The sequence below is a fragment of the Paraburkholderia sp. MM5496-R1 genome (assembly GCF_050436205.1).
Lineage (GTDB): Bacteria > Pseudomonadota > Gammaproteobacteria > Burkholderiales > Burkholderiaceae > Paraburkholderia > Paraburkholderia tuberum.
Window position 1 is genome coordinate 232,981 of the sequence record NZ_JBNDLT010000001.1, and the last position, 12,776, is coordinate 245,756.

At 57.9% G+C, this 12,776-nt stretch carries 9 protein-coding genes and 4 pseudogenes; 3 read left to right on the top strand and 10 right to left on the bottom strand.

Features of this window, described 5'->3' with window-relative positions; all coding sequences use genetic code 11:
• Positions 1–30: 30 nt before the first annotated feature.
• Positions 31–2,043, bottom strand: a complete 2,013-nt coding sequence (locus OKW38_RS01115; RefSeq protein ID WP_429359610.1) for a carbamoyltransferase family protein — start codon at positions 2,041–2,043, stop codon at positions 31–33.
• Between the two features lie 514 nt (positions 2,044–2,557).
• On the opposite strand from OKW38_RS01115, the gene OKW38_RS01120 reads away from it, so the two are divergent.
• Positions 2,558–3,505 (top strand): LysR family transcriptional regulator, encoded by a 948-nt coding sequence (locus OKW38_RS01120; RefSeq protein ID WP_187611945.1) that lies wholly within the window; start codon positions 2,558–2,560, stop codon positions 3,503–3,505.
• A gap of 58 nt (positions 3,506–3,563) precedes the next feature.
• On the opposite strand, the pseudogene OKW38_RS01125 reads toward OKW38_RS01120, so the two are convergent.
• The 9 genes and pseudogenes from OKW38_RS01125 to OKW38_RS01165 form a co-directional block, all read right to left on the bottom strand.
• Positions 3,564–3,745 (bottom strand): annotated as a pseudogene (locus tag OKW38_RS01125) (IS3-like element ISBvi4 family transposase); the annotation flags it as partial.
• 198 nt (positions 3,746–3,943) lie between these two features.
• Complete coding sequence (locus tag OKW38_RS01130; RefSeq protein ID WP_090811371.1) at positions 3,944–4,429, bottom strand: hypothetical protein; 486 nt, start codon at positions 4,427–4,429, stop codon at positions 3,944–3,946.
• Between the two features lie 165 nt (positions 4,430–4,594).
• Positions 4,595–4,723: pseudogene (locus tag OKW38_RS01135) on the bottom strand (electron transfer flavoprotein subunit alpha); the annotation flags it as partial.
• Positions 4,724–4,761: 38 nt separating this feature from the next.
• Positions 4,762–5,118 carry a nitrogenase-stabilizing/protective protein NifW gene (nifW, locus tag OKW38_RS01140; protein WP_429332354.1) on the bottom strand — a complete coding sequence of 119 codons (357 nt, stop codon included), beginning with the start codon at positions 5,116–5,118 and terminating at the stop codon, positions 4,762–4,764.
• 42 nt (positions 5,119–5,160) lie between these two features.
• Positions 5,161–6,298 (bottom strand): annotated as a pseudogene (nifV, locus tag OKW38_RS01145) (homocitrate synthase).
• Between the two features lie 142 nt (positions 6,299–6,440).
• Positions 6,441–6,704 (bottom strand): hypothetical protein, encoded by a 264-nt coding sequence (locus OKW38_RS01150; protein ID WP_341809964.1) that lies wholly within the window; start codon positions 6,702–6,704, stop codon positions 6,441–6,443.
• Between the two features lie 1,041 nt (positions 6,705–7,745).
• A complete protein-coding gene (gene nodB, locus OKW38_RS01155; RefSeq protein WP_429332351.1) occupies positions 7,746–8,438 on the bottom strand; it encodes a chitooligosaccharide deacetylase NodB in 693 nt (230 codons plus the stop codon).
• Positions 8,435–9,067: a NodA family N-acyltransferase gene (locus OKW38_RS01160; RefSeq protein WP_090811363.1), complete on the bottom strand. Its 633-nt coding sequence runs from the start codon at positions 9,065–9,067 to the stop codon at positions 8,435–8,437. The genes nodB and OKW38_RS01160 overlap by 4 nt, the downstream gene beginning before the upstream one ends.
• Positions 9,068–9,587: 520 nt before the next feature.
• Positions 9,588–9,830 carry a hypothetical protein gene (locus OKW38_RS01165; protein ID WP_429359612.1) on the bottom strand — a complete coding sequence of 81 codons (243 nt, stop codon included), beginning with the start codon at positions 9,828–9,830 and terminating at the stop codon, positions 9,588–9,590.
• A 233-nt stretch (positions 9,831–10,063) separates the two neighbouring features.
• Between OKW38_RS01165 and OKW38_RS01170 the strand changes: the two are divergent.
• Both OKW38_RS01170 and nifA read left to right on the top strand, forming a co-directional pair.
• Positions 10,064–10,363 (top strand): annotated as a pseudogene (locus OKW38_RS01170) (hypothetical protein); the annotation flags it as partial.
• A gap of 478 nt (positions 10,364–10,841) precedes the next feature.
• Entirely contained in the window at positions 10,842–12,680 is a 1,839-nt protein-coding gene (gene nifA / locus OKW38_RS01175) for a nif-specific transcriptional activator NifA (protein ID WP_429359614.1), read from the top strand.
• Positions 12,681–12,776: the final 96 nt, after the last annotated feature.

Sequence of the window (12,776 nt, forward strand, 5' to 3'; positions counted from 1 at the left end):
GATCTTCAGCCACTCATTGGAAGGACGTCGTTACCGTGACAACGCCCGTGAGGGATGTAGCCGAACCCGACGCTGTTCCCACAATCCGCGCAGTTCCTCGACGAGGGCTTCACGTCGAGTCTGCTCAGGCGTAATCGTATCGAGAAGATGTCCGAGCACGGCTTCGCCTTCGATCCGCATCAGCAGATCGAACAACTCATGTGAAATACGCACACTGTCACAGTTGGAGCCGCCGGTGCGAATTTCGCACACCGTCTCCTGACGATCCCGCGCTGTATGAGCGCGGACTCGATAGAGCGATGCATAGGGCGGCAGTGAAACCGCGAGCGCAGTCCAATGTTCCTGCGTTGCGGGCCGCTTTTTGACGAGGAACGGTCCGACCACAAGTCCATCCAGCTCTGTCGTCAGAAATGTGGCAATCGCGTCTGCAACCGAATCTACGATCGGCTCAGCGTTGTTATTAAAGGAAGTATTCAGCAGAATTGGGATTCCTGTCCGCTTCTTGAACGCATTAATAACCTCCCAGTAGGCGGAATTGGTCTTGCGCGATACTGTTTGCAGCCGCGCTGTACCGTCAATGTGCGTGATGGCGCCGAGCAAGGCACGCTTGGAGTCGCGCACGCGAACTACAAAATTCATAAAAGGGAATTCGCGGGTGCCCTCTGGGAGGTCAAAAAATTCGTGCGCATCGTCCTCGAGCACTGATGGCGCGAACGGTCGGTAACCCTCACGCTTTTTGACCATGGCGTTGATCCGGTCCTTGTTTGCGGCCGGCCTGGGATCGGCAAGAATGCTGCGGTTGCCAAGCGCGCGTGGCCCGAACTCCGAACGACCCTGCACCCAGCCGATCACGGCACCATTGGCCATCCAGTCCGCTGCTCTGCCTACCACGTCATCACTGCGTTCAACGTCGAGGTGTCCGACCCACGCATTCAATTCTTGCTCCACGACCAGATCGCTCCCCAGATCGGGCCCCCAATAAACCTCCTGCAATCGCTCACGCGGCGCGGGCCGACCGAAGTCGCTTGACATCATAAGGGCAGCGCCTAATGCGCAACCGGCGTCATGCGCTGCGGGCTGCACGAAGATGTCTTCGAAAAGTCCCGAATACAGCAGCTTACCGTTCATGGTGCAGTTATGAGCTACTCCTCCGGCTATACACAGCCGCTTCATACCGGTGACCTCGCGATGATGGCGGAGAATGTGAAACACGATCCGCTCCAGCGCTTCCTGCAATGAAGCACCCACATCTCGATGCTGCTGTGTGAATGGCATTCCCTTTCGCCGGACCTGGATGCTGCGGAGCAACGTCGGACCGATGCGGTCCAGGTAGACGCGGTACTCACCGTTGGCGGACAGTTGATAGAATTGCTCGAAGAGCCCGCGATAGGGAGCGGGATCCCCATAAGGTGCAAGCCCCATGACCTTGTATTCATCGAACAAGCCGTAACCGAGATACCGGATTGTTTCGAGATAAAACAGCCCTAGAGAATTATGCTCTGCGAAAGTCGCGAGTTGCGTAATTTCGGTTCCAGATCCGAGCGCCAAGAGCCCCGAGAGGAAATCACCGCCGCCATCGACCGCGAGGATCAGACTTTGCTCGAATCCAGACATCGCAAACGCGCTCACGGCATGCGCCAGATGGTGACTCACGAATGAGACTCTCGAAGGATCGACCTCGGTACCGAATTCCCGCATTAGTAAGTTACGCAGAAACAGCTTGGCATCCACCGGAATGGAGATGTTCGGCTGGGACAGGAACAGGCGTTCGAGCATAACGTTGCAATAGGCCTCGGTAGCGTAAAACGCGATGTGGTCGATATCGCTGAGCTGAATCCCTGCGGATGCGAGGCAGAATTGAATTGAACTGCTCGGGAACTTGTTAGAGTGCTTGATCCGGTTGAGGCGCTCCTCTTCGACGGCCGCTATTACGCGTCCGTCCCGGACAAGCACCGCAGCGCCGTCGTGCAGAAATGTGTTCGGCAGTTCGAGTGAATTTTCATGAACTTTGTCTAGCCCGCCGCTCACTCCTAAGCACAGCATGTTTCTCTCCTTCATCGTGGTAGGAAGCCCCTATTGGCAAAACTCGAAACCCTACCACATAGGTAAGGTAGGGTATCGCTCGCCGCTGCGAACACCGGTCAGACGTCACCAGCCCCAAAGAATCTCGCGTAGGGTCCGTCTGCAAAATGGCGCCGCAATTCATGAAAATTCTGTACCGTTTGGTCCAGGGTCGCGTTTCTTGGCGACGAAGGATGGCGCGACCAGAAAGCTGAAGCGCTGGAACCCCGAGGAAATCCCCAATCGTTGCCAAACATGCGGCGGGTTCGGGAGGATGGCTCCCGATGCATGTGATTGATCGACAACTGCTGCAACGTCATTTCCTCGGCTTTGCTCAGTTCTACGACACACTTCATCCACTACCCGGCACCACGAAGGTGCCAGCAGGTTTGCGAAATTCAATCGGATTTACCAGGAACACTATCCTCCATGCCGTACAATTCGTAAAATCGTTTGTCTTGATGGAACACATCCACACTATGGATAAGTTGGGATCATGCGTTTCAAGGGCCTCGATCTAAATCTCCTCGTCGCGCTCGATGCTCTGATGACCGAGCGTAACCTCACTGCGGCGGCACGCAGCATCAACCTGAGCCAGCCGGCCATGAGCGCGGCCGTCGCCAGGCTACGCGCCTATTTCTGCGACGAACTATTTACGATGAGGGGCCGGGAACTTGTCCCAACACCGCGTGCAGAAGGGCTCGCTGCTCCAGTCCGGGAGGCTCTGGTGCACATCCAGCTCTCCGTTATTTCCCAGGACGTGTTCAACCCAGCCAAATCGGATCGCCGCTTCAGGATCATTCTTTCCGATTTCATGACAGTCGTATTTTTTCGAAAGATCGTGGAGCGTATTGCACGGGAAGCTCCCGCCGTCAGTTTCGAATTGCTGCCACTTGCCGATGACCCCGATGAGGTTCTCCGGCGCGGCGAAGCCGATTTTCTTATCTTGCCGGAATTTTTCATGTCGAGCGCGCACCCTAAAGCGAAGCTGTTCGAGGAGACGCTCGTGTGCGTAGGCTGCCGCACGAACCAGCAGCTATCAGGGCAGCTCACATTCGAGAGATATATGTCGATGGGGCACGTTGTGGTCAAGTTCGGGCGTGCGCGGCAGCCCTCCATCGAGGAATGGTTTTTGCTTCAGCACGGTCTCAAGAGACGGGACGAGGTCATCGTGCCGAGCTTTAGCATGATCCCGCCTATGCTATTAAACACTGACCGTATAGGGACGATGCCCTTAAGGCTGGTCAAGTATTTCGAAAAGGCGATGCCTCTGCGGATCGTCGAACTTCCGCTGCCACGTCCCGCATTCACCGAGGCCGTCCAATGGTCTGCCCTTCACAACAGTGATCCGGCAAGCAATTGGATGCGGGAGATAATATTGGAGGAGGCGTCACGCATGATTCCTCTGCCTAAGACCACGCGAAGACCAATCCAGCCAAGTTAGGAAATGGGATCTTTCAGCAAGGTTTTTGCGGCATGGATTTGTGGGGTTTCGAGGGTTTTGTGGCGATATACCGTGTATCGCCACACCAGGCCTCATTCGGCGCGGTGACGGCAAACGCCTGATCGAGCAGGTTCGGCGGGACTGGCAAGCCGTGTGTCAATCCGGTTGTTGTCTTGATTTGCGTCTCTGGTTGCAACGCGACCCCTGCTTGCGACGCAGTCTCTTTATCGGATGTACGCCGAATTATCGGCACCGCTGGGCTACCGGTTTCCACGGCTCGCTGAAAAAACGTCCACGGCATGGCCTGCGCGCCCGCGCGAAGTGTGCGGTGAGCGTCGGCTTTGACTACTGAAACGATCACCATGAACTGCAATGGAGTTCTGCCATAGCCAAGCCGGGGACATATTGTCGATCTGTCAGTTGATCTTCCGGCGGCGATTATTGGGATCCGGACTGTGCGAGCAAGGCTTCCACGACGTCCAAGCCTATGCAATCGATCGGGTCCAGCCTGCGCAGCTTGGCGATCAGCTTCAGTGCAACGGTGCGCTCGCCGCGCCGCACGCTGATGAACGCGAGCGCCTTCAGTGTGAAGAGCCAGAAGCGGCCTGGACCAGGAATGGTGAAGTCGGTGTCGCCCGGCTGTACCGCACACCAGTCGCTGTCGAGCGACGCCTGCCGGGCGGCGACCGCCAAAGCCTTGGTCGCGACCTCCTGCGCCTCGCCAAGTTCACCCCGGTTCGCATGGAACTTATACAGCAGATAGTAGGGTGGCAGGCAGCGCGGGTACGACAGGACCGCAGTCCACAACGCGGCGGCCACATCGTCATTGCTGCCGCCGCGGGTTCTCTCGATCAGCTGTAGCACGGGGAAGGGAACGTTGCCGCCGAAGAGATCGGTCGATTCGATACCAGTAATGAGATTCATCAATTTGCTCCGATATGGTGAGGCGTCCGGCCGCTTTTGCGGCGCTCGGAAGCCGATGTGACGATGGATGTGTTTGTCTACGCGAACCTGAACTGGATGCGATGCCCGCCGCGCGGACACGCCCATTCGAGGTTGTGATGGTCCGTGCACAGAATGCGGCAACTACGGGTCAATGTTCAGCTCAGTGCAGTCGGCGGTGAGGCCGGTCAAGGGCGTCGTTGCGACAGATCCGGCGAGATCCCGGGCCATCGAGGTTGCACCGAGCAGCAGAATCTCGAAGCGGTACTTGTTGACCGGCGCGGCCGGCTTCTTTTCCGAGGCAGCGGGCGAGTTCATGAGGCCCTCTTCATCAACAGGTCCGCCTCCAATCTCGGATGGCGAGCGAATATCTTGTGCACGAGTTTCAGCGACACGTCGCGCAGGCTGGACGCTTTGAAGACCTTTTGCTCCGCGGGCGTGGATACAACGAAGTCGTTGTAGGCCTTCTGCAGTAAGCATCGATAGACGGCGAGCACGGCCGTCGCGTTGTTACGCGGTAGTTCTTTCTGTTGCTCGATATACTGAAAGAAGCGCTTGAGGATGTGCAGGCGGCTCACGTTCAGCACCTTCTCGTCGAATGCGATGTCGAAGAATCGCAGGAAATCCTCGGCCGACGACAGGTGACGCAGTTGTTCGATAACTTCTTGCATGTCGTTACTTCTATTGGACAAGTTTGGCCGCCATCACCACACTCACGACACCTTCACCCGCGTGCTGTGGGCTTGCGTCAGGAAGCGGCGCAGATCGCTTGCATTCGGCGCCTGCTTGTACTGCGTGACGAAAGAGCGGATGCGCGCAAGCAGGAGCGGGATGAGCCGCTCCGACACCCTCACGCCTAGAGCGTCGTAGGCCTCACGCACACTTTGAGATCCAGAATGTTTCCCGAGTATCGTCGACCGTTGCCGGCCGAGCTCTGCTGGATCGAATCCCTCGTAGGTCGTGGGGTGCTTCGCGAGGCCGTCGGTATGAATGCCCGACTCGTGAGTAAAGATGCTCCTACCGATGATGCTCTTGTTGAAGGAAACTGCGCGGCCTGAGGCTTGTTCGACCGAGCGACGAAATGTCGGGCAGCGCTCTGGTGTCGACGCCAGTGTCTCGTCGCAGCAGGTGCCGCGCGCCCATCACGACTTCTTCCAGCGCTGCATTGCCGGCGCGCTCACCCAACCCGTTGACGGTGGTGCTCGCATGGGTCGCGCCGGCCCCAAGGGCGGCCAGTGTGTTGGCTGTGGCGAGCCCGAGGTCGTCGTGCGCATGGATTTCGATCTCCAGATCGACGGCGACGCGCAGCGCTGCAATGGCGTAGAAGGTCTTAAAGGGGTCCAGGATACCGACAGTGTCGGCAAAGCGCACGCGCTGGGCCCCGTGCTGCTGCGCGCATTGAGCCACTTCTATGAGAAATGAGGGATCCGCGCGCGAGGCGTCTTCCATGCCGAGGGAAATCTTGGGATGGTTTTTCGCTGCCTCGTCGACGACGCGTGCGATCTGCGCCAGTACCCAACTGCGCGACTGCCGCAGCTTGTGTTCCAAATGAATATCCGAAACGGGAACCGAGAGATGAACGATATCGGCATCGCAGCGCAATGCCGCGGTGAGATCCTCGTTCGTGAGGCGCCCCCAAACCATCAGGCGGGCGTCGAGGTTCAGGTCGACGATTGCAGCGATGCACGCCATTTCGTCTTCGCCCATGGCAGGAATTCCGATTTCGAGTTCGGCCACGCCGGCTTGCGACAGTGCGGCGGCGATTGCGCATTTTTCCTCGGTGCGAAACGCGACGCCGGCGGTCTGCTCGCCGTCACGAAGCGTCGTGTCATTGATGATCGGATTGAGCATGTCAGGTCTCTTGAGTTGTCGGCGATGGATCGCAAGCGTTGTGCCAAGCGAGCATCTACAGTCGGAGCACAATTTGCGGGATGTTGACCGGCACAATGTCGGGTTATGGCGGTGCATCGTCCGATTGTTGGTGTCGCGAATGTTACGTTTTGGACAATGCGGCAGCGCTGGAGGTGGCTCGTTCGATGCCCGCAAGACCCGTCGCGATCAGGGCCGCAAAAGCGAGATACGGATTCAGATCCGCACCGCCAATGCGGCACTCAACGCGGACGGCGTCCGAGCCTTCGCCGTAAAGGCGGAAACCGACCGTCCGATTGTCTTGGCTCCATGCGACCTTGGTCGGCGCGAACGTACCGATCTGGAATCGCCTGTAGGAGTTGATGTGGGGCGCCAGAAAGAGGGTGATGTCCTTCGAATATTTCTACAGGCCCCCAAGGTAATGGTGCATTAGATTGAGACGTTTATATGCGGATGCGGTACGAACGCTTTGCCGCGCGGCAACGTTTCACAGGGGAATCTTCCTCTCCGTGCAAAATCTGGTGGTGGGCGAGTGCCGAGCTGCTTGCGGTAAGGCTCAGTAGCTCCCAGTTTTCACGGAGTCGACGGATGGACAAATCGTTAGTCGGTAAGGGATTTTAGAAACCAACTGCTAGATTCTCAACGGAAAGCACGATCGTCTCATAGCATCTAAGATAATTGGCGTGCACGATCACTCGTCGCTACAAACGCCGTCGTATGCCACCACCAACGTCGAAGAATCGCGCGTAAGATCCGCTCTGCCAAGCGCCATCGCAATACCGAAAATTCTGTAGCGTTCGGTCCCGCCTTCGGGTTTCCGGTGGCGGCCTGTTTCCACCCCCGTGTGGTACGTTGGCAGCAGCGCTCCGTGACAGCCAATCGCTATTGCTCAATGTACACAGCGCATAGACTTTCAGGGAGAGCAAGAGAAAGAGGTTAATGGGTGTGTGAAGAGAAAAGCCAAGAAATCGAAGCTGGCGAGCGCGAACCGATGCCACGCTACAGCGGATCATGGTCGATGATTCGATTATCAGGGCAGTCCACCACGGCACTGTCGCTGTCAATGCGAGCTGCGCGAGCCCCGCTAGAAGCGATAAGGCGAGAAATAGCGAGCCCAGATTCTGTCCGATCACGTCCAGCGTAAGGTAGCGATCTAGACAGGGCAGCAGGCGCAGCGAAAGCGACGTGTCCCGATAAGTACTGCGCGCCCAGCGCAGTTGTTGGCGCAGATACGCCCCCAGTCTGTCCGGAACGACTGTCGCCGCTATGGCGTCCGGAACCTACTCGGTCCGATAACCTGCCGTCAGCATGGGAATCGTCAGATGACGGTCCTCGCCGAAGTCGCTCGGCTTCCCGCGAAAAAGTTGCGTCTCGTACTGATCTAGCAGCAAAAGGACCGCGGAGCGCATAAGACGAGACAGCGACAGTGCTAGTTGCGCCAAGCATGTTCATAGGGTGTCTGGTTCGTCCGGTCAGGTTGAGGAAGCGATCGGATTGCAAACCCCCGGTCATGCAATGCTGGAATCATGAGGGAAAGCGCCATGAGGGTCTGCTCGCGCCGACCAGCGTGAGTGCATCGTCCCAACTCATCGGGAGGGCATCCGTCGTGCAAGAGCACAATTGCACCCGGCCGGACAGAGGCCAGCACTGCGCTGACAATCGCGTCCACGCCGGGACGAGACCAGTCTCGCGGGTCTACCGACCAGTGGAGGGGCGCCAGACCAGCGCTCGCTGACGTAGTGAGCACTGCTTCGGTCCACATGCCATACGGGGCACGCATATACCGCAGCGAAACACGCGGGCTCGCCATCCTGATGACCCTGCTTGCCGTTAGTATTTCCTGTTGTACTTCGGTGGGTTCGCATCTGGACAGGTCCGGATGAGTCATCGAGTGGTTTGCGACCTCGTGTCCTTCTGCGATCATCCGTCGGATCAGCTTCGGCTGGTCCGCTGCGTACGCGCCGATGACGCAGAAAGTCGCTGGCACCCGGTGTTGCGCCAGCACATCGAGGACGTCCGGTGTGCAAAGTGGATTAGGGCCGTCGTCAAACGTCAAATAGACGTCGCGACGTCCGTTGGTGTCAGCGCACTCGCTGCGCGCTTCGGATAAGCAGTGCCTCACAGCTCTGGCCCGTTCCGGTCAATTATCGTTCCGGTCGGCCAATCGCTCATTGACCGTCCAATCGGTAAGACGACAATGAGTACGTCCTCGATGCGCGTGGGCGGCGTGTCGAGATGCACTTCTCGAAGGGTCGACCTCACGCGAACTCCAGACACAATAGTCGCCAGACCGGGTCGGCCGAGCAGCCTTGCAATATGTTGCCGCAACGCGTGTCGAACCGTGCCGAAGCCAAATGGAACGCCAAGTTCCTGCAACACGGGATACATCACGCGCATTAATTGAGGGATTCCGAGTCCCTCAAGATCCGGACGTACCGCGTACAATCCTAGTTCGGCCACTAGTAGATCGACTGCGCCAACCTTGATGAAACGACGCAGTGCGCCGATATGAGCCGCTACGCCGCGCGCGTCGTAGCCGATTGCACGGAACTCTGGCCTCGCACCAGCCCAACTGTGATTGCCTTCGAATGGTTTTGCATTAAACGCCCCGGTCGGTCCGTAGGTCTTTCGGAAGAACTCGGACAGTTCGATGTGGTCGGCGAGTCGCAACTCATTTTCCCAAACCAGCCTCCACCGCACCTGAGAGCGCACGGAGAGAGGTCCTCTATCTGTGGACACGGCCAAATTCACGACTGCCTCCTATGCGCCGTCCGGCCTTTGAGGGTGGACCTGACGGACGCGAAGGACTTGCTGAGAAAGCGGTTCGATTTCAGGATTCGTCGCGAAGCCAAGGCGAAGTCGAGGTTTGCCTCAACTGTACGAAGGTAAGCGGCCGATATAGAAAGGGTTTGGAGAACTATGCGAAGTTTTGCCGGTAGTAAGCGCCTACGCGACCTGCCAGACGCTTGTCGCGTCGTGTCGGCGCGATCCAGCTTGCCCACGCCGCCGAAGACCGTGGTCGCATTGGACATGTGCCTCGGTTGATGCTTAGCGTACACCTGAGGATTTTTCTCGGCGTCAGGGCAAAGACCGACAACCATCTTGATATGCCCAAATTCTATTTCTCCGGCCCGACGTTTTGCCACAGTATTCATGAGAGCGTCCACGAGAAATTGACTTGAAATTTGGTGCCGTGTCCGCCGAGAAAGTTCAGCGAGTTCGGGATCTGCGATTTCCTTCGTCCAGGTGATGAAGCGTCGCCAGTGGTGCTTCATGTGCCCACCGTTATGGCCGCCCATCGGGCCGGACACGCCGCTGTTGCGCCATGCTTGAGCCAGTCACAGATCGACTGCCCGCTCACCCCGAGTTGCTCGGCGGTGAGCTTGCGCTTGATCCTGTGTCCGAGCGGCGACAGGGCCGCCGCTCGCGTGCGCGTGTCCCGATGCATGTGATTGATCGACAACTGCTGCAACGTCATTTCCTCGGCTTCGCTCAGTTCTACGACACACTTCATCCGCTACCCGGCACGACGAAGGCGCCAGCAGGTTTGCGAAATTGAAATGGATTTACCAGGAACACTATCCTCCATGCCGTACATTTCGTAAAATCGATTGTTTTGATGGAACGCATCCACACTATGGATAAGTTGGGATCATGCGTTTCAAGGGCCTCGATCTCAATCTGCTCGTCGTGCTCGATGCTCTGATGACCGAGCGTAATCTCACCCCGGCGGCACGCAGCAAGGCCCAACTCAACGTCGTTCGCTACGCCGATGACTTTGTTGTGACCGGTATGTCGAAAGAAGTGCTCGAATTCGAGGTGCTTCCGGCGCTCAGGCAGTTGATGGCCGCTCAAGATCTGGAGCGCTCGGAAGAGAAGACCCGGATCACGAACATTGCAGACGGTTTCGATTTTCTTGGCCAGAACGTGCGCAAGTACGACGGCTACTGGCCCAGCGCCTGTGAAGATACTTGGGATTGCCAAAACAATAGCGGTAGTGAGGATGGCTGGCAACTAGAGCCCGGAGGGGCTTTTTTTTGCACTTGAAACGTTACGCTAACGCAGGCATGACTTACCAAACCAGATTAATCGGACCGATAGACTCGCATCTAACGATCTGAAAACAGTTTCCCTACGTCCTCGGCCAGTTCAAGACGGACATTTTGTCGCCCGACACGGAAGCGCTTCTTGTGCCAAATATCCCGCTGCGCCGGGCGGGCACGCCCGAAGCGGTCGCAAAGATAGATCATCTTCGTCCTATGCTCGGATGCGGCGGGTTATCTCACGGGCACCGAGGCAGCAATCAATGATGGACGACACCTGTAAACGGCTGCACCTGGAGTAGACAAATCGCAGTTGATTTGAGCGACATCAATGGAACTCGCGTTCCTAACGGAATCCACGCAGCGAAATCGCAAAAGCAGAAAATAAGTACATCAAGGCACTACAGTTTCACCGTCCTTCCATGAAAGGGCATTATCTTTTGAAGTCAGCCCGTGAAATTGGGCGCTAGATCGAGGATGATATGCAACACAATGCCCGCAAATCCGAACAAGGTGACGGGGAGCACGGTCCCCACAACGGGGACGTCGTCATGCTGCATATCGCTTCCGTGCGCGAAAGGCCTGGCTCAAAGTCCGAGACGGACCACGCGGTCCCTATCGTGCAGTGGCACGAGAGCGTGCTTACCGGCATCTTCGAAATATCGAAGGTACTGACCGCCCCCTACCGGCTCGAAGTCACGTTGGCCAACGTCATCGATCTCCTGCAATCGTTTGTTCAGATGCGGCTCGGTATCGTCTCTCTCTTCGACGATGATGGCGTACCGGACATTACCGTTGGCGCGGACTGGAGCGAAGGCAGCGATGAGCACTACCGGATGCGCCTGCCGCAGAAGGCAATTGACCAGATCATGGCGACGGACAGGCCGCTCGTCGCCGAGAACGTAGCGGTGCATTCGGGCTTCAGTGCCGCCGACATGGGCGTGCTCGGTGCCTCCGACAACATGCGAGTGTCGTTCATTGGCGTCCCTATTCGCATCGACGCGAAAGTCGTAGGCACGCTGACCATCGACCGCATCCTGGACTATGGGTCGAACTTCCGGCTCGATTACGACGTGCGGCTGCTTACCATGGTCGCCAACCTGGTGGGGCAGACGGTGAAGCTGCATCGCTTTTTCAAGAGCGACCGCGAGCGACTGATGGCGGGAAAGGACGGGCTGCAAAAGCCATTGTCCGAGCTCAAGCACCCTGCAGGTGAGCGTAAGAAGTTTCAGATCGAGGGGATCATTGGCGACAGCCCGGCGCTGCGCGGGCTGCTCGCGAAGATCGCGGTGGTAGCCGAATCGAACAGCACGGTTCTGTTGCGCGGCGAATCCGGTACCGGGAAGGAGCTGGTCGCCAAGGCCGTTCACGAGCTGTCGCCGCGCGCCAAGCGGCCTTTCATCAAGCTCAATTGCGCGGCGCTCCATGAGACGGTGCTGGAATCCGAATTGTTCGGTCATGAGAAGGGTGCCTTTACCAGCGCTTTCAATTCGCGCAAGGGGCGCTTCGAGCTCGCCGACAAGGGGACGCTGTTTCTGGACGAGATCGGCGAGATCTCGGCCTCGTTCCAGGCAAAGCTGCTGCGCGTCCTGCAGGAGCAAGAATTCGAGCGCGTGGGCAGCAACCAGACCATTAAGGTCGATGTTCGCGTGATTGCCGCCACGAATAAAAACCTGGAAGAGGCGGTGGCAAGGAACGAGTTCCGCGCCGACCTTTATTATCGCCTCTGCGTGCTTCCCTTGCTGTTGCCGCCGTTGCGTGAAAGGCGCAGTGATATTCCGCTCCTCGCCGTTGAGTTTCTCGAGAATTTCAACAGCGAGAACGGCCGTACGCTGAGCTTCGATGCGAGCGCGATTGAAGTATTGATGAACTGCGGTTTTCCCGGCAATGTCCGCGAGCTCGAGAATTGCGTGCAGCGGAGCGCGACCCTGGCGCCGGGACCAGCGATCTTGAGAAACGACTTTGCCTGCTGCCACGGCCAGTGCCTGTCCGCGATGCTGTGGAAGAGCCGATCGGACGAAATTGCGCTGCAGCCCGGGCCAATCGGGCCAGTGCCCGTGAAGCCGGCTACGCCGCGGGCTGAGGCTGCTACGTCGGGCGCAGTTGCTGCGGTCCAGCCTGTCGGCAGCGAGCGGGCTCCGTTAGCGGCTGGCGGCGCAGTCCTCGGAAGTGATGCGAAGATGACTAACCGCGAGCGTCTCATCGCCGCCATGGAAAGATCCGGCTGGGTGCAGGCAAAAGCGGCGCGGCTGCTTGGACTGACGCCGCGCCAGATTGGCTACGCGCTAAGGAAATACGGTGTCGAGATCAAGCGCCTCTGAAAGGACTGTCGGACTTGCGGCGTGTCGGGGCCGCGACATCGCGACTGAGGCGAATGGCTCGGACAAGTCAAATCTGGATTTGGCGTGGACCTTGGC